The organism is Devosia sp. (assembly GCF_965229025.1).
Classification (GTDB): Bacteria; Pseudomonadota; Alphaproteobacteria; order Rhizobiales; family Devosiaceae; genus Devosia_A.
In genome coordinates, this window is record NZ_OZ245853.1 from 3,955,024 (window position 1) to 3,971,767 (window position 16,744).

Here is a 16,744-nt window from a genome sequence, read left to right on the forward strand (position 1 = left end):
CCAAATCGCGGTGAAACGGCTCCTTCATCGCGAAGGAGCCGTTTTCTTTTGCTTCGGTTGTTTGTACGAGGAGGCCTTGGCCCGCTGCCGGAGGAGTGCAAAGTGACCAATCGCATCGAAACGCTGGTCGACCAGATGACCCTCGAGGAGCAGGTCAGCCTGCTCTCGGGCGAGGATTTCTGGTCGCTGCCGATGATCCCGCGCCTCGGCGTGGGCAAGCTCCGCGTCACCGACGGTCCCAATGGCGCGCGGGGTGGCGGCTCGCTGATCGGCGGGGTCAAGTCCGCGGCCTTCCCGGTGGGCATTGCGCTCGGCGCCACATGGAATGCAGAGCTCACCCGCGAAGTCGGGGCGGCGCTGGCCGAAGAGGTCAAGTCCAAGGGCGCCCATGTCAGCCTCGCGCCGACGGTGAACCTCCATCGCTCGGTCAGCAATGGCCGCAATTTCGAGTGCTATTCCGAGGATCCGATCCTCACCGCCACGCTCGCCACCCAGTATATTCTTGGGCTCCAGTCACACGGCATTTCAGCCACCATCAAGCACTTCGTCGGCAATGAATCCGAGATCGAGCGGACGACGATCAGCTCCGAAATCGATGAGCGCGCGCTGCGCGAACTCTACCTTGTGCCGTTCGAATGGGCGGTCAAGAAAGCCCAGACCTGGGGCATCATGAGCTCGTACAACAAGCTCAACGGCACCTTCACCTCAGAGAACGAGTGGCTCCTCACGCAGGTGCTGCGGCGCGAGTGGAACTATACCGGGATCGTCATGTCCGACTGGTTCGGCTCGCACTCCACCGCCCCCACGGTGAACGCCGGGCTCGACCTCGAAATGCCGGGCCCGACGCGCGATCGCGGCGCCAAACTCGTTGCCGCCGTCGAAGCCGGCGAGGTGTCGCGTGACATGGTGCGCACCCGCACGCTCAACATCCTGCGCCTGATGCAGCGGGTCAACGCACTGGACGACCTCCTCATCCGCGCCGAACGTGCCGATGACCAGCCGCGCCATCGCACGCTGATCCGTCGCGCCGGGGCCGAAGGCACGGTGCTCCTCAAGAACGACGGCGTGTTGCCGCTCACCGGCCAGGGCCGCATCGCGGTGATCGGCCCCAATGCCAAGACGGCACAGATCATGGGCGGCGGTAGCGCGCAGCTCAATCCGCACTACCGGGTTACCCCGTGGGACGGGCTGAAGTGGATGCTCGGCACGGAACGCCTGAGCTACGCCGAGGGCGTGACCAACAACCGCTTCCGCGCGCTGCTGAAGGGTAAGTTCACGGTCGACTATTTCGCCTCGACCGACCTCTCGGGCCCGGCCGCCCACACCGACACGCAGAGCGAGGCGCAGGCCTTCTGGATCGGGCGCATTGCCGATGGCACTGTCGATCCGCTCAATTTCTCCGCGCGCCTCACCGGCACGTTTACCCCCGAAAAGAGCGGGCTGCACGAAGTGGGCATTTACAGCGCCGGCTTTGGCCGGGTGTTTGTCGATGGCGTCCTCGTCGCCGATGCGTGGAGCAACTGGCAGAAGGGGCACACCTTCTTCGAAGAAGGCTGCGACGAAGTCGTCGGCACCATCCAGCTCGAAGCCGGCCGCCCCCATGAGGTGGTGATCGAGTTCGCCACCAAGGCCTTTGCGACACTGGGTCTCGCTGCCTTTGCCGCCGGCATCGCGCTGCCGCTTGGCGACGACGCGATTGCCGAAGCGGTCGAACTGGCACGCGGTGCCGAGACGGCATTGCTGTTTGTCGGCCGTAATGGCGAGTGGGACACCGAGGGCAGTGATCTTCTCGACATGAAGCTCCCCGGCCGGCAGGACGAACTGATCGCCGCCGTTGCCGCCGTCAACCCGCGTACCATCGTCATCCTCCAGACCGGCGGGCCGGTGGAAATGCCTTGGCTCGACCAGGTCGCGGCGGTTCTCGAAGCCTGGTATCCGGGCCAGGAGGCGGGCAATGCCATTGCCGATGTGCTGACCGGACGCTCAGAACCCGGCGGCCGACTGCCACAAACTTTCCCGGCACGGCTCGCCGACAACCCCACCCAGTCGCAGGACCGCGAGGTCTATCCTGGTCTCAGCGGCAAAGTGCGTTACGAAGAGGGTGTGTTCATCGGCTACCGCCACTACGATCGGCACGGTATCACCCCGCTGTTCCCGTTCGGCTTCGGGCTCAGCTACACCAGCTTTGCGCTCTCCGATCTCGCGGTGGACGCCAGCCGCTTCGAGAGCGATGGGGTGGTCGAAGTGGCGGTGACGCTCACCAATACCGGCGCCCGCAAGGGCTCGGATGTGGTGCAGATCTACGTCTCCGACCCAGAGGCCTCGGTGCCGCGCCCGAAGCAGGAACTGAAGGGGTTTGCCAAGGTTGCGCTCAATCCCGGCGAAAGCCGCCGCGTCAGCCTCAGCCTTGATGACCGCTGCTTTGCGTTCTTCGGCGAGAAGGCGAAGCACTGGGTGGTTGAGCCGGGCAGCTTCACCATCCGCGCCGCCCGCCACGCCGCCGATCCCGGCCTTTCAGCCGAGATCACCCGCACGACGCGCCTGCTGCTGCCGGTCTGAGACGCAAAAAGAAGGCCCCCTCACCCGGCCCTTCGGGCCGACCTCTCCCCCAGAGGGAGAGGTGGTGAGGCGGCGCGATCTTGCCACAGCTCACCTCTCCCTTCGGGGGAGAGGTCGGCCGCAGGCCGGGTGAGGGGGCCTTGCTGCTGGGAGCGATACCGACTGATAAGTCACAAGCGCGTCAAGGGCCCGGTACTGCGGCGTTGCATGTCTTGAGCATTCGGCCTGTGGTTGCTAGAAGCCTCGGGCCCAATCCTGCAGCATATCCCGGAGGCGCCTTGCTCGCGCAGTACGCCCGGCGGTTTATCGCCACGGTCCTCACCCTCATTGCCGTCTCGGTCGCCTTGGCCAGTCCGGCCCTCGCGATCCCCAAGCTCCTCGTCGATGCGGTGAGCGGCGAAGTTCTGCATGCGGAGGACGCGGGCGTTCCGTGGCATCCGGCCTCGCTCACCAAGATGATGACGGCCTATGTCGCCTTTGCCGCGATCAAGGCGGGCCGCGTTACGCTCGACACCCCGGTCAAGATCAGCCGCAATGCCTGGAACCAGGCGCCGGCCAAGTCAGGTCTCGAAATCGGCGCGGCCGTGTCGATGCGCGACGCGCTCTACATCATGGTGGTCAAATCCGCCAACGACGTCGCGATTGCGGTCGCCGAAACGGTCTCGGGCTCGGACGACAAGTTCGTTGCCGAAATGAACGAGATGGCGAAGGCCATGGGCCTCACCGCCACGCACTATGTCGATCCCAACGGTCTCCATGCAGCCGGGCAGGTGACCTCGGCGCGCGATCTCGCGATGCTGGCACTCTATATCCGGCGCGATTTCCCCGAATACCTGCCGATGTTCGGCACAGAAGCGGTGCTCCTGGGCGGCAAGAGCCTTGAATCCAACAATGGCCTCCTTGAACATTTTGCTGGCACCACCGGCATGAAGACCGGTTACATCTGCTCGTCCGGGCTCAATATCGTCGCCACTGTCGAGCGCGACGGCCGCTCGCTGCTGGCAGTGGTGCTGGGCGGGTCTTCGGCGCGCGAGCGCAATGAGCTCACCGCCGAAATGTTCCTGCGCGGGCTCTCGGGCGCCTTTGCCGGCACCGGCAAGAGCGTCGTGACATTGTCCAATATCGACAGCGAGCCGGTCGACATGAAGCCAAATATCTGCGGCAAGAAGGCCAAGGCCTATGTCGCCGAACGCATCAAGGCGTTCCCGATGGGGCTCAAGGGCCAGCCGAGCTATCTCAACGACAAGATCGAAGGCGTCACCTACACGGCGACCGATCTGGGCGTGGTCGTCGACGACATCGACATGCCCCGCCCCCGCCCGACCTACGCCCCTGCGGCAGTTGCACTGGCGGATTGAGAGCTTTCTTCTCTTGCGCAAAGGGGAAGGCCCCCTCACCCGGCCCTTCGGTCCGACCTCTCCCCCAAAGGGAGAGGTGAGCTGAGGCACGATCGCGCCACCTCGTTACCTCTCCCTCCGGGGGAGAGGTCGGCCGAAGGCCGGGTGAGGGGGCCTTTGCGGGAGGCGCTGAGGGCAGCCCTCAACCCCTGACGATCCCAAACCGCATCACATCGCCATCCACCGTCACCACGCACGTGTGCCCATGCTGGGTGCAATAAAGTGGGATGTCGATCTTCGCCATCGGGTCGGTGGCCAGCACCAGGAGATGCGCGCCCGCGGCGAGGGCCGCGAGGCGCTTTTCCATCTTCAGCACCGGCAGCGGGCAGCGCAGCCAGCGGCAGTCAAGTGTTTCGACGTCAGGGGGCAAGCAGCAGCACCCAGTAGACGCCGTTGGCCGAGTTCGCCTGATAGGCGACGCCGAGCCCAGCCCGCGTGGCGCTGCGGTCGGCAATCGCCGCCGCATCGGCCGGGGCATTGCGCCAGCTGGAGAAGGCTTCGGCAAAGGTATTGTAGCCGGCGCTGACGCGCATGATCGTCACCCCGGCCGGCATTACCGGTGGCGTGCCCGTCTTGGCGTAGGCGGTGGCAAGGGTCTGTGCCCGGTCGTCGAGCACGGCGTCGCCGCGCACGTCACCGGCGGTCTGGGTACGGCGATAGTCATTGAGGAGGAACAGCGCCTCGACGCGGCTCAGTTGTGCGCCCGGCTGGTTCATCGGTGCCGACAGGCCCGGCGACAGCGGCTGGCCGCCCATCGAGCAGGCTGCAAGCACAGCAGCAAGGCTGCCGGCCATGGCCAGACGGGTGAGGGTGGCGATGGCTCTTGCGGGGGCGCTTACGGGCATTGGGCTGATGTTCTCCTTTGGTGTCCGGGACGTGTCCGGAAATGCCGTGGTGACCCCGACGCGATTCGAACGCGTGGCCTCAGGATTAGGAATCCTGCGCTCTATCCTGCTGAGCTACGGGGCCGCACAGCAGTGCTGGATAGCAAAACCGCGCCGCAGAGGAAACCTCAACCTTCGTGATCTGGCGGATAAAATCCGAATCTCGAGGCAGCCGGAGGGGGGCGATGACATCCAAAAACTGCCCAAATATCGATCAAATAAGCACTAACTTAAGGTATCGACTTTAATCTGGGCCGTGTTCAGGGTGCGGCCTGGATGAAGCCAAGCCATCGGGGCGGGGGTGCGCCGCATCTTGCCCGAAGGATACCGCAATGGCCGGCCTGACCAGCAAGCAAACCATCGTCGTCATGATTTCACTACTGGGCGCGATCGCGCTCGGACAGGCCACGGTGGGGTGGATATCCCTCGGTCAGGTGGCTCAAAAGGTCAACTATCTGGCCGCAAACTCATTGCCGACCATGCTGAAGATCGGTGATATCCGGGCCTCGGCGATGGAAGCCCAGATGCTGATCGCCGAAGAGATCATCCCGGTCTCCGATGCCGAGCGGCAGGTCACTGCGAGCACCCTCCAGCAAGTCGAGGCGAGCACGGCCCAGTTGCTCGAAGACTACAAGCCGATGATCGTCGACCAGGGTGACCAGGATGCCTATGACGGTGTTGTGGCAGCCTGGGGTGCCTGGGTGCAGGCGGCACAGCAGGTTGAGGCAGCGCTCGCCAGCGCGCCCGAAACCGCAACCGCGAAATACCATGAGCAGGAGACGGCAGGCGACGCGTTTTCCAAGGCGCTCAAGGCCATGTCGGACGACAAGGTGGTCAACTCCAACGATGAGTCAGCGGCTGCAGCGGCGTCCGTGGCGTCGGCGCAGCTGTGGGCGATTACTCTTTCGATCGCAGTTCTGCTCGCCGGCATTGCAGCAATTGCCGTTGCCATCCGCCGCGTGCTGAACCCGCTGGGCGCCATGACGGCGCGGATGAACACGCTTGCGGAGGGTCACCTCGACGAGGCGATCCCCTATACGTCGCGGGGTGACGAGATCGGGGAGATGGCGGCGGCGGTGAAGGTGTTCCAGGTCAATGCCATCAAGGTGCGTGAACTGAACGATGCCGAAGCGATCCGCACCGGCCAGACCCGTGAACGCGCGGCGTCGATGACCCAGCTGATGGATGGGCTTGCGACCGCAGTGAATGCCGCCGTCGATGGCGACTTCACCCAGCGTATTGCCTTGTCGGTCCCCGATGAGGATTTGCAGGCCGTCGCCAAGAACGTCAACGACCTGCTGTCGACCGTAGATGCCGGGATCAGCGAGACCGGAGAGGTGCTGGCTGCTCTCGCCCAGACCGATCTCACCATGCGCATGCAGGGCGAATATCGCGGGGCCTTCGCCAAGCTCAAGGCCGATACCAATGCCGTGGTCGATAACCTCTCGGACGTGGTGGGCCAGTTGCGGCATACTTCGGGTGGGCTGAAGACCGCGACTGGTGAGATCCTTGCCGGTGCCAATGATCTCGCCGAACGCACCACCAAGCAGGCGGCAGCGATCGAAGAGACCTCTGCGGCCATGGAGCAGCTCAGCACCACGGTGATCGAGAACGCCAAGCGGGCCGAGCAGGCCTCCAGCAAGGCGCAGAACGTCTCCGATACGGCAGCGCTCACCGGCGAGGTGATGACCAAGTCGAATGCGGCGATGGAGCGGATCAGTTCGTCCTCGGCCAAGATCTCCAACATCATCGGGCTCATCGACGATATCGCCTTCCAGACCAACCTCCTCGCGCTCAACGCCTCGGTGGAAGCGGCGCGCGCCGGTGATGCGGGCAAGGGCTTTGCTGTGGTGGCCGTGGAAGTCCGCCGCCTTGCGCAGTCGGCAGCCAGCGCCTCATCTGAGGTGAAGGTGCTGATCGAGCAGTCTGCGGGTGAAGTGAGTTCAGGCAGCAAGCTGGTGGCAGAAGCCACCCAGAAGCTGATCGACATGCTGGGTTCGGTCAAGGAAAGCGCCGAGCTGATCAAGGACATCTCGAGCGCCAGCCGCGAACAGTCGAACGCCATCGCCGAAGTCTCGGGCGCGATCCGTCAGATGGACGAGATGACCCAGCACAATGCGGCTCTCGTCGAAGAAACCAATGCCGCGATCGAGCAGACCGAGAGCCAGGCGAACGAGCTCGACACCATCGTCGACCGCTTCGTGGTCGACCAGCACACCAGCCGCACCGCCACCCCGGCCCCGGCCGCGCGTCCTGCCGCGGCTCCCCCTGCCACCGGCATCAAGGCGCTGCAGCAGAAGGTGAAGGCTGCAGCGAACTCCTATCTCTCCAAGGGCAACGCTGCGCTCAAGGAAGACTGGAACGAGTTCTGAGGCCAGCCAAACCTGCGAACATCAGAAGGCCGGTCCAATGGGGCCGGCCTTCTTGTTTTGCACTCACGCGTGGCGCCAGTCGGGCCAGGCCGCGACGGAGTGGACGCGGCGGGTGTGGCGATCATGTTCGCGAAACGGCGCCACCTCCCATTTCCAGCGCAGGCCCGTGCGCGGCACATGGCGGCCGAACAGCAGGTCAGCATGGTCCAGCATCACGCCATGCCGGTTGAACACCCGGTAGTCGAGTTCGGCAATAAGCGTCACCGGGCAGGGGAGTGCGGCCAGCGCGTCGAGATGGCAATCCACCGCGCGCCGCTGCTGACCCGCGGGCGCCGTTTCCGCCAGCCGCGAGATGAGGCAGGGTGAGATGACCCAGTCGAGATCGGATATCTCGCTGAGGAACGCCAGCGGCTCGCACGCTGCGGCCCCAAGGTCCCGCCATTGCCGCTCGATATTGCTATAGGGCCGCGACCTCGGTGCAACCGCTGACAGGTGCGCCCAGTCGACCAGTACGACCCGCTCAAAGGTGCGGGCCAGCGATTCGAGCGGGATATCGAACAGCGGCCCTGACCCGAGCACCACCACGGTGCGCCGTGATGCGATGTCATCGATCGTGCTGTCGATCAGCCCGCGGGCCTTGGTGAGGTGCGGCGCCCAGGCCCGGGCCTGCCGCTCGCCGTGCCGCCACCTGCCGACAGCATCACCCAGATACCGGCGGAAGGTCGGCGGCGTGGCCTTGTGGCTCGCAGCGTAGACGAGGAATTCGGCCAACATGGGTCTGGTCGGGCATCCGATTGCTGGACTGGCGCCTCCGAGGCGCTGGGCGGCAGTGTGCGCGATTGTGGTGCAGGTGGGAAGAATTTCGCCGCAATTTGGTGCAGTTTGTTGCGTCGCGTTTGGGGCGGAACTTGCGGTTCAATGATGTGCTCAGAATTGGGGCTTTGGCGGTGCTGGTCGCCATGCCAATAAGCGCGCGGGCCTGCGCTGGCCTCACCGACGGGCCGCGCGGCACGGTGGTTTCCGTTGCTGATGGCGACACCATCGTTCTCGATACCGGCATGGTGGTGCGCCTCATCGGAACGCAAGCGCCCAAGCTGCCGCAGGGGAGCGAGGACTTCGTTGCCTGGCCCAAGGCCGAGGCCGCCCGCGCCGCCCTCGAAACGCTCACGCTCGGCAAACAGGTGATCATCCGCTATGGGGGCGAAACCATGGATCGGCACGGGCGCACGCTCGGCCAGACGTATGTGCTTGGATCGCCCGAGATCTGGGTGCAGCAGCAGATGGTCGCCGCCGGGCTCGCCCGGCTCTACACTTTCGCCGATAACCGCGCTTGTTCGGGTGAGTTGATGGCGGCCGAGGGCAAGGCGCGCGCGAACAGGCTTGGCATCTGGAGTGATCCCTATTATGCCGTGCGCAGAGCAGACAGGCCTGACGATTTGGCCCAACGCTCTGGCCACTATGAGCTGGTGGAAGGACGCGTGCTGCAAGCCGATACTGTGCAGGGGCGCGTCTATCTGAATTTCGGCCGAACGTGGAAGCAGGATTTCACCGCCGTCATCGATCGCGCGGCGCTTGCCCTGTTTTCCGGATCGGGGATCGATCCCCTGCAATTGGGCGGGGCATTGGTCAGGGTAAGGGGCTGGGTAGATGTGCATGACGGTCCACGGATCGCCGTGACCCATCCCGAGCAGATCGAGGTCTTGGCGTATAAATGATCGCAGCACCGATCAGGAAAGTCCTTGGGGTGGCGCTGCTCGGGCTGCTGCCGTTGCTGCTCGCCTCGTGCTCGAGCTTCATGCCGTCGGGCGTCGAAGTCAGCCACACCAATGGCCAGAGTGCGCCGATTGTCGCGAGCCCGGACGACAATGAGGACGATGCCATTGGCGCGCGCGAGCATCCGCGCATCATCGCCTCGTATGGCGGCATCTATTCGGACCGGCAGGCCGAGATCATGCTCGCCCGCATCGTCGGGCGCCTGCTGGCGGCAGCGAACCAGCCCAACCAGAAGGTCACCGTCACCATTCTCGACACCTCCGAGGTCAACGCCTTCGCGCTGCCCGGCGGCTATGTCTATGTGACGCGCGGCATCCTGGCGCTCGCCTCCGATACCTCCGAGCTCGCTGCCGTCCTCGCGCATGAAATCGCGCATGTGACGCTGAAACACGCCCGCGCCCGCTCCAACCGCGCCAAGACCGATGAGATCGTCGACAAGGTGATCACGGGCGTCTTCGGTGCCAATGCCGAGACCGACCAGAGCGCCAATGCCGCAAAGCTCTCCTTTGCCGCGTTCAGCCAGCAACAGGAACTTGCCGCCGACAAGGAAGGCATCCTCACCGCCGGTCGCGCCGGTTATGACCCGCACGCAGCGGCGCGCTTCCTCGGCGCCATGGCGCGCTTTGCCAAGTTCTCGGTTGGCGATGCCGACCAGGCCGATGACTTCCTTTCCTCCCATCCCTCGACACCCGATCGCATCCAGAAGGCGATCGAAACGGCGCGGGCCTTCTTCGGCGCCCCCGGCATCGGCGAGACCGATCGCGACGGCTATATGGCCAGCGTTGACGGCCTCGCTTTTGGCGACAGCCCGGCGCAGGGCGCCATTGTCGGCCGTCGCTATGTCAATCCGGTGCTGAAGTTCACCTTCGCGGTGCCCGACGGCTACACCCTGCAGATCTCGAAGGGCGCCGTAGTGGGCGTTGCCGGCGAAGGCGAAGCCGTGCGCTTTGACAGCGCGGAAGTGCCCGCCAGCATGGCGCTTGAGGATTACCTCAAGTCCGGCTGGATCGCGGGCCTGCAACCGACCACGGTGATCAAGCAGAGCGCCAATGGCATCGACATGGCCACCGGCGTCGCCGTCACCCCGCAGTGGAACTTCCGGGTCGCCGTGGCGCGGCTTGATGGCCGGGTCTACCGCTTCATCTTTGCCGCCAAGTCCGACAGCCCCGCCTTCGACAAGGCCGCTGACGCGACGCTGCGCAGTTTCCGTGTCGCTACCGCGAGCGACATCAAGAGCGCCCGGAAGCTGGTGATCCGCACCGTCACCGCCGGCAGCGTCGACACGGCAGACTCGCTCGCCCGCAAGATGAGCGGCCTCGCCCGCGGCACGGACCTGTTCTACATCATCAACAACCTCTATCCGGGCGACACGCTGACGCCCGGCCAGAAGTACAAGATCGTCGCGGTCGAATAGAGGAAGGCCCCCTCACCCGGCCCTTTGGGCCGACCTCTCCCCCAGAGGGAGAGGTGGCGAGGTGGCTTGATCGTGCCTCAGCTTACCTCTCCCTTCGGGGGAGAGGTCGGCCAAAGGCCGGGTGAGGGGGCCTTCAAGCGTTTCGACGATTGCGCTGCGTCCAACGCAGACCGACGACCCCTCAGATCAACCCGGCCTCACGTGCCACCGCACTTGCCTCATTGCGTGAGTGCGCGCCGAGCTTTTCGAGCGTCGTCGCCACATGGTGATCGACGGTCTTGGGCGAAATCGCCAGTTGCGCAGCTATGCGCTTGCTGGAGAGTCCCTGGCCCACCAGCATCAGCACTTCCATCTCGCGCGCCGTGAGGCCTAGCGCGTTGGCGCGCGTGGCGGCACGCGGGCCGTTGGCGACGTTGATCCCCTGCCGGCGCATGATGGTGCGCAGCTTGTTCGTCGCGGGCGGCGCGCCCAGCGTTTCAAGCAGCTGCAGCGCCTCGCGCTGTGCCACCTCATCCCCGCCCATCAGGGCCAGCGCCTGCTCGAACGGCGCGCCGATCTCGTCCCAGAGCCGCGCCGCGCGGCGCCAATCCCCCGCAATCTCCGCGGCAAAAGGCTCGGCGAGGCCCTGTAAGTCGCCCGGCTTGTGACCCGGATCAAGCCGCCAGCGCCACACGGCCAGTTCGCCGAACTGCTCGTACGACCTGATCAGCGATTGCGCGCAATCGATCGCCTGCAGCGCTTCGGCGCGATCGCCGAGCCCCAGCCAGGCGCGCTCGGCGAGGATCGTCGCATAGGGCGCGAGACGCTGGACTTCGCCATTGAAGGTGGTGAATGCCTTGAGCTCGGCCAGCAGCGGTTCGAGATCGGGGTCGCCGCGCCGCAGCCGCAGGCGGGCCAGCGCCAGCACCGAGGTATATCGCATCAGCGGCGAGACATACTCGGCGTCGACGATCTCGCCGGCCTTGTCCGCCGCTTCGGTCCAGTGCCCGAGCCGCAGCAGGGTCTCGGCGAGCCAGCCCTGCATGTACCAGCGCCAGGTATCGAGGTCGTGGTCGATGCAATAGCTGATGCCGGTCTCAAACTGCTCACGCGCTGCCTGGTACTCCAGCACATTGATCTCGAAACACCCGTAATTGGTGTAGGTGCGCGCCGCGTGCTCCTGGAAATTGTGCGCCAGCGCCATCTCGAGGCTCTGGCTCAGTTCCACCCGCCCCTGCTGGCGGTCGCCCCAGGCGCGTGACGTGCCCATGTTGTTGAGGGCGTGCGAGACAATATCGGGCCGCCCCAGCACCTGACCCAGCGCAATTGCCGAGCGGCCCTCCCGGATGGCTTTTTCATGCTCATCCTCAAGCATGGCCAGCTGGGAGAGGTTGGAATACGCCATGGCGAGTTCGGCGCCCGGCGGTTCCGTCTCCAGCATGGCGATCGCTTCGGCACCATAGGTGTCGGCATCGCGCCGGCGGCCGTTGAGGTAGCTCAAACGGCTCAGCCAGCGCAGCGCATTGCCCTCGTCGACCCGGTTGCCGAGGCGGCGGTAGAGGTCTCGCGCCCGCTTCTGCGCCTCGATCGCTTCGGGGATGCGGCCGATCACGTGGCACTCGAAGGCATAGCGGGTGTTGATCTCGGCCTGCTCGTCGAGCGTGAAGCCATCGGTGAGCTTCAGCATCGCCTCATAGTGCCCGGCCGCCTCGCGATGCGCGCCGATGCGCGAGGCCTCATAGGCGGCGCGCGGCGCGAGTTCGCGCACCGCTTGGGCATTGCGGGCTTCCACCGCGTGGTGGGCGAGGCGTGCTGCCGGGATATCGGGGATCTGCCGCAGTGCCGCCAGCACCTGCGCGTTCAGCGCCTCGCGGCGATGTTGCGGCAAATCGGCCTCGACGGTGCGGCGGGCGATCTCGTGGCGGAAGGCGTAGCTGTCGCCGCGCGCTTCGAGTAGGCCCGCCGCAACGCACTCGGCCAGCCATTCGTCACCGCCATACAGCACCCGGCGCAGAACCGCCGTCTCCACGCGGCGAGGAAACACCGCCACGGTGTGCAGTGCCGAGCGGGTATCGGGGGAGAGCCGCTCGACCCGCGCCAGGATGGCGTCTCGCACGCTTTGCGGCAGGTTGTGATCTGTCCCATCCTGCAGCAGTTCGGTGACAAAAAACGCGTTGCCGGCGCTCGCCCTGTAGATGGCGCCGCTATCCTGCCCGGTGCCGCCGGCCAGTTGCGTCACCGCTGCCTCGCTCAGGAGCGGCACATCGATTCGGTGGAGATTGTTGGGCGGGATATCGCTCAGCGCCCGGCGCAGGCGCTTCTGGCCTTCGCTGTCATCATTGCGGGCAGTGAGCAGCAGCAGAATATGCGTGCTGGCGATGCGCCGCCCCATGAACCGCACCAGGTCGAGCGTCGCGTCATCGGCCCAGTGCAAGTCCTCGATAACGATCACCGTCGGCCGCGAGGGTGTCTCGAACACCGCCAGCGCATCTGAAAACAGCGGCAGGCGCTCGCCCTGCGTGCCGCCGACGCGGTCGATGGGCCAGTTGGCCTCGCGCGCCAGGTCGTAAAGCGGCCCTAGCGGATCGGGGATCGACAGGTCCTCGCAGGCGCTGCGCAGCAGGCGCACCGTGGGGCCAAGTTCCGCAGTAAACCGGGCGATCAGGGCGGTCTTGCCGGCGCCTGCCTCGCCGGTCACAGCAACCAGCCGGCCTCGCCCGGCGGCGGCGTCGGCAACCAGCGTGCGCAATGTTGCAAGGTGCGCATCGCGCTCCAGTAACATCATCAAAATATTCCCTCTGCCGTTTCGACCTGCAAATCGAAACGGCCAGACGCCACCCCTAACCACAACGTCACCGGCGCGGGATTAATCCCCGGCACGGGCAGAAATATGGGTAATCGCCGATCGGAAACTGGGCAATCCCACCGATACGACGCGCACCTCGATGATGCGATTGCTGTGTCGCCGCCGCAAGGGCGGCTTTCAGACAAGGATTATCACATGCCCCGCTATATCGTTGAACGCAACTTCCCCGATGGCCTCATCGTCCCGATCGATGAATCCGGTGCTGCCGCCATGGGCGGCGTCGTCGCCCGCAACGCCGAAAAGGGTGTCACCTGGGTGCAGTCGTTCGTCTCGCCCGACAAGAAGCAGAGCTATTGCGTCTATGACGGTCCGTCGCCCGAGGCGATCCGCAGCGTCGCGCAGAAGAACGCGCTGCCTGTCGACCGCATCACCGAAGTGCGCGTGCTCGACCCCTATTTCTACCGCTAAGCACTAAGGGCCTTTCGCCCCACCACTCATGGAGTCAGCAATGACACTTTCATTCGGGGCCAAGGCCCTAATCCTTGCCGCCATGTTCTCGGTCGGCACGGCTGTCGCCTACGAACCCATTGGCGGCTTGCGCTTTGCCCGTGCCGAGGCGCACGAGGCCAACAACCCGCTGGCCGCCGCGGTGCGCGGCGCCAATGACCGCTTCAAGGATCTCGCAGTCGCCAAGGCCGAGGGCTATGCCCCGATCCCGTGCGTCAGCGGCATCGAAGGCGGCGCCATGGGCGTCCACTTCGTCTCCGAGGCCAACCTCAAGGACGACGCGATCGACATCGCCCATCCGGAAGCCGTGATGTACGAGCCGCAGGCCGATGGTTCGATGCAGCTGATCGCGGTTGAATACATCACCACCAAGGGTCCGGCCAACCTCGACGGGCACCTGTTCAGCTTCACCAACGCGCCCAACCGCTACGGCCTGCCGGCGTTCTACGAGCTCCACGTCTGGGCGTGGCGGAGCAACCCCACGGGGACGTTCTCGGACATGAACCCCGAAGTGAGCTGCGACGCGGTGGCGGCGCAGTAGGCCAAACAGACTGGCCGGGGCGCGGGGAGGTCCTCCGCGCCTCGACCTGTCAGCTACGCAGCCCCGGACGCCTTGGTGGTCGAGCCGTCCATGGCGCCGATATTGCGCAGCTTGGTGCCAAGCGCCATGCGGTCGATGCTGGCGATGGGCAAGTTGATGAAGGCTACAACACGGTTGCGCATGTATTTCAGCGCGTCCTCAAACGCCGCCTCCTGCTTGAAGCCGGGGGTGGTGATGGCTGCGGGGTCTTCGATGCCCCAATGGGCGGTCATCGGATGGCCGGGCCAGATCGGGCAGGTCTCACCTGCGGCGTTGTCGCAAACGGTGAAGACGAAATCCATCACCGGGGCCTCGGGTCCGGCGAACTCCTCCCAGCTCTTGGAGCGATAGCCGTCGGTGGCAATTCCGGCCTTCTTCAATGTTTCGAGTGTCATCGGGTGAATCTGGCCCTTGGGGCTGCTGCCAGCCGAAAAGCCGTGGAAGCGGCCTTGGCCAAGCTGGTTCAACAGCGCCTCACCCAGAATAGAGCGCGCCGAATTGCCGGTGCACAGGAACAGCACATTGTAGACGCGCTCTGCAGCCATCGTGCGGCCTCCTCAAGAGTCGATATATCCGGAATTATCGATATAGTCCTCTTCAGGTCAAATGAACCTTTGATGACAGCGTATTTCGATGATCCTCGAAAGAGGGTTGACAGTCGCCGGAGGGCGGCTATCCTATTTCCATGAAACTCGAAACAGCAGCTTCCCAGCTTGAGGCACTAGGCAACGCCACAAGGTTGCAGATCTACCGCTCGCTCGTTCGCGCGGGGGATGGCGGCCTGCCCGTCGGCAAGCTGCAGCTGAAGCTCGATATCGCGGCCTCGACGCTGTCGCATCACCTGCGCAAGTTGATCGAGGTGCAACTGGTCTCGCAGGAACGCCACGCGACCACGCTGATCTGCCGCGCCAACTATTCCGCGATGAACGGTCTCATTGGCTACCTCTCGGACGAGTGCTGCGCCGATGCGGCTGCCGGTTGCTCCTCCCAGGATGACATCGCCGCAGCCTGAACGTGCCTTTCGTTTTCACCACTATTTCGAAATTTCTGGAAGGATGGAATAGCCATGGACGATATCACAACGCTTCCCGTCGCGGTCATCGGCGCCGGTCCGGTCGGGCTCGCCGCTGCTGCCCATCTGGTGCAGCGCGGGCAGGTTCCCGTGGTGTTTGAGCAGGGTAGCGAGGTCGGTGCGGCGATCCGGCAATGGGCGCATGTGCGGCTGTTCTCGCCCTGGCAATACACGGTCGACGCTGCCGCCCGCACGCTGCTGCTCGCATCCGGCTGGGATGAGCCAGAAGCCACCGACCTGCCGACCGGTGGCGAGATCGTCAGCCGCTACCTCGAGCCTCTGGCGCACCTGCCGCAGATCGCACCGCACCTGCGCCTCGGAGCCCGGGTCACCGCCGTCACGAAGCAAGGGCTCGACAAGGTCACGACGCCGGGCCGCAGCAGGCGTCCGTTCGACCTGCGCTGGGTCGATGCTGATGGCACCGAGCAATCTACGCTCGTGCGTGCCGTTATCGATGCGTCGGGCACCTGGGGTCAGCCCGGCCCGATGGGCATCGATGGTCTCGCAGTCCCCGGCGAGGCGGCGGCGCGAGAGTTGATCGCTTATGGCATCCCGGACGTTCTGGGTGCTGATCGCGCGACCTATGCCGGCAAGACCGTGCTGGTGGTCGGGAGCGGCCACTCGGCCATCAATGCTGCGCTTGATCTGCTGGCCCTCGAGGCCGAAGCGCCCGGCACCCGTGTCCTCTGGGCGCTGCGCCGCAACCGCATCGAGCGCCTGCTCGGCGGTGGCCTCAACGACCAGTTGCCGGAGCGCGGTGCCCTGGGCCTTGCGGCCAAGCGCGCCATCGATGCGGGCCGTCTCGAAGTGCTGGCGCCGTTTGCCGCCAGCCGCGTCACCCCATCGCACCCTGGTGTCGTGGTCGAGGGCAAGCTCGGCTCCATCGATGTGAAACTGGGGGTCGATCGCATCATCGTCGCCACCGGTTTCCGCCCCAATCTCGGCCTCCTCAGCGAACTCCGCATCGGCATCGATCCGGCGACCGAGGCGCCGCCGGCGCTGTCGCCGCTCATCGATCCGAACGTCCACTCCTGCGGCGACGTCCCGCCGCATGGCGTCGACGAGTTGAGCCATCCCGATGCCGGGGTCTACATCGTGGGTGCCAAGTCCTACGGCCGAGCGCCAACCTTCCTGATGGCCACTGGCTACGAGCAGGTGCGCTCAATCGTTGCCGAACTCGCCGGGGACCCGGTGGCGGCCCGGCAGGTGCATCTGGTCCTGCCGCAGACCGGGGTGTGCGGCACGGCGCCCGTCACTGGCGGCGCCGGCTGTTGCGGCGGTCCCGCTGCGAGCACCAGTTCGTGCTGCGTCGCCGATGAGGTCGCCAAGGCCGAGGGCGAGGCAGGCTGCGGATGTGGCACGTCAAAGTCCTCCACTAGAACGGTTGAGATCGCCTGAGCC

14 protein-coding genes and 1 tRNA gene are annotated in these 16,744 nt (G+C 65.3%); 9 read left to right on the forward strand and 6 right to left on the reverse strand.

What is annotated here, in order from left to right:
- The first annotated feature begins 135 nt into the window (after positions 1-135).
- Positions 136-2,559 carry a beta-glucosidase H gene (locus ACO06J_RS19280; RefSeq protein WP_421762549.1) on the forward strand — a complete coding sequence of 808 codons (2,424 nt, stop codon included), beginning with the start codon at positions 136-138 and terminating at the stop codon, positions 2,557-2,559.
- A gap of 278 nt (positions 2,560-2,837) precedes the next feature.
- A complete protein-coding gene (locus ACO06J_RS19285) occupies positions 2,838-3,917 on the forward strand; it encodes a D-alanyl-D-alanine carboxypeptidase family protein (RefSeq protein WP_421762332.1) in 1,080 nt (359 codons plus the stop codon).
- Between the two features lie 181 nt (positions 3,918-4,098).
- Here the strand turns inward: ACO06J_RS19285 and ACO06J_RS19290 are convergent, their stop codons facing one another.
- The 3 genes from ACO06J_RS19290 to ACO06J_RS19300 all read right to left on the reverse strand — a co-directional run bounded on the left by ACO06J_RS19290 (position 4,099) and on the right by ACO06J_RS19300 (position 4,925).
- On the reverse strand, positions 4,099-4,326 hold the full coding sequence (locus ACO06J_RS19290; RefSeq protein WP_421762333.1) for a sulfurtransferase TusA family protein: 228 nt from the start codon (positions 4,324-4,326) through the stop codon (positions 4,099-4,101).
- Positions 4,316-4,801: a CAP domain-containing protein gene (locus tag ACO06J_RS19295; RefSeq protein ID WP_421762334.1), complete on the reverse strand. Its 486-nt coding sequence runs from the start codon at positions 4,799-4,801 to the stop codon at positions 4,316-4,318. Before ACO06J_RS19295 ends, ACO06J_RS19290 begins: the two co-directional genes overlap by 11 nt.
- Positions 4,802-4,848: 47 nt before the next feature.
- Positions 4,849-4,925 (reverse strand) — tRNA-Arg (locus tag ACO06J_RS19300).
- A 247-nt stretch (positions 4,926-5,172) separates the two neighbouring features.
- Between ACO06J_RS19300 and ACO06J_RS19305 the strand changes: the two genes are divergently transcribed.
- Positions 5,173-7,212 (forward strand): HAMP domain-containing methyl-accepting chemotaxis protein, encoded by a 2,040-nt coding sequence (locus ACO06J_RS19305; RefSeq protein WP_421762335.1) that lies wholly within the window; start codon positions 5,173-5,175, stop codon positions 7,210-7,212.
- A 63-nt stretch (positions 7,213-7,275) separates the two neighbouring features.
- Here ACO06J_RS19305 and ACO06J_RS19310 read toward each other — a convergent pair whose 3' ends face one another.
- Positions 7,276-7,986, reverse strand: coding sequence for a hypothetical protein (locus ACO06J_RS19310; RefSeq protein ID WP_421762336.1), 711 nt, complete (start codon positions 7,984-7,986; stop codon positions 7,276-7,278).
- A gap of 134 nt (positions 7,987-8,120) precedes the next feature.
- On the opposite strand from ACO06J_RS19310, the gene ACO06J_RS19315 reads away from it, so the two are divergent.
- Both ACO06J_RS19315 and ACO06J_RS19320 read left to right on the forward strand, forming a co-directional pair.
- Positions 8,121-8,927, forward strand: a complete 807-nt coding sequence (locus tag ACO06J_RS19315; RefSeq protein ID WP_421762337.1) for a thermonuclease family protein — start codon at positions 8,121-8,123, stop codon at positions 8,925-8,927.
- Positions 8,924-10,399 (forward strand): M48 family metalloprotease, encoded by a 1,476-nt coding sequence (locus ACO06J_RS19320; RefSeq protein ID WP_421762338.1) that lies wholly within the window; start codon positions 8,924-8,926, stop codon positions 10,397-10,399. The genes ACO06J_RS19315 and ACO06J_RS19320 overlap by 4 nt, the downstream gene beginning before the upstream one ends.
- A 181-nt stretch (positions 10,400-10,580) precedes the next feature.
- On the opposite strand, the gene ACO06J_RS19325 is transcribed toward ACO06J_RS19320, so the two are convergent.
- Complete coding sequence (locus ACO06J_RS19325) at positions 10,581-13,163, reverse strand: ATP-binding protein (protein WP_421762339.1); 2,583 nt, start codon at positions 13,161-13,163, stop codon at positions 10,581-10,583.
- Positions 13,164-13,379: 216 nt separating this feature from the next.
- Between ACO06J_RS19325 and ACO06J_RS19330 the strand changes: the two genes are divergently transcribed.
- On the forward strand, positions 13,380-13,652 hold the full coding sequence (locus ACO06J_RS19330; RefSeq protein ID WP_421762340.1) for a DUF4242 domain-containing protein: 273 nt from the start codon (positions 13,380-13,382) through the stop codon (positions 13,650-13,652).
- Positions 13,653-13,734: 82 nt separating this feature from the next.
- Entirely contained in the window at positions 13,735-14,232 is a 498-nt protein-coding gene (locus ACO06J_RS19335) for a hypothetical protein (RefSeq protein WP_421762550.1), read from the forward strand.
- 53 nt (positions 14,233-14,285) lie between these two features.
- Here ACO06J_RS19335 and ACO06J_RS19340 read toward each other — a convergent pair whose 3' ends face one another.
- Positions 14,286-14,816 (reverse strand): arsenate reductase ArsC, encoded by a 531-nt coding sequence (locus ACO06J_RS19340; protein ID WP_421762341.1) that lies wholly within the window; start codon positions 14,814-14,816, stop codon positions 14,286-14,288.
- A 140-nt stretch (positions 14,817-14,956) separates the two neighbouring features.
- Between ACO06J_RS19340 and ACO06J_RS19345 the strand changes: the two genes are divergently transcribed.
- On the forward strand, positions 14,957-15,283 hold the full coding sequence (locus ACO06J_RS19345) for an ArsR/SmtB family transcription factor (protein WP_421762342.1): 327 nt from the start codon (positions 14,957-14,959) through the stop codon (positions 15,281-15,283).
- A gap of 54 nt (positions 15,284-15,337) precedes the next feature.
- Positions 15,338-16,741 (forward strand): NAD(P)-binding protein, encoded by a 1,404-nt coding sequence (locus ACO06J_RS19350; protein ID WP_421762343.1) that lies wholly within the window; start codon positions 15,338-15,340, stop codon positions 16,739-16,741.
- Positions 16,742-16,744: the final 3 nt, after the last annotated feature.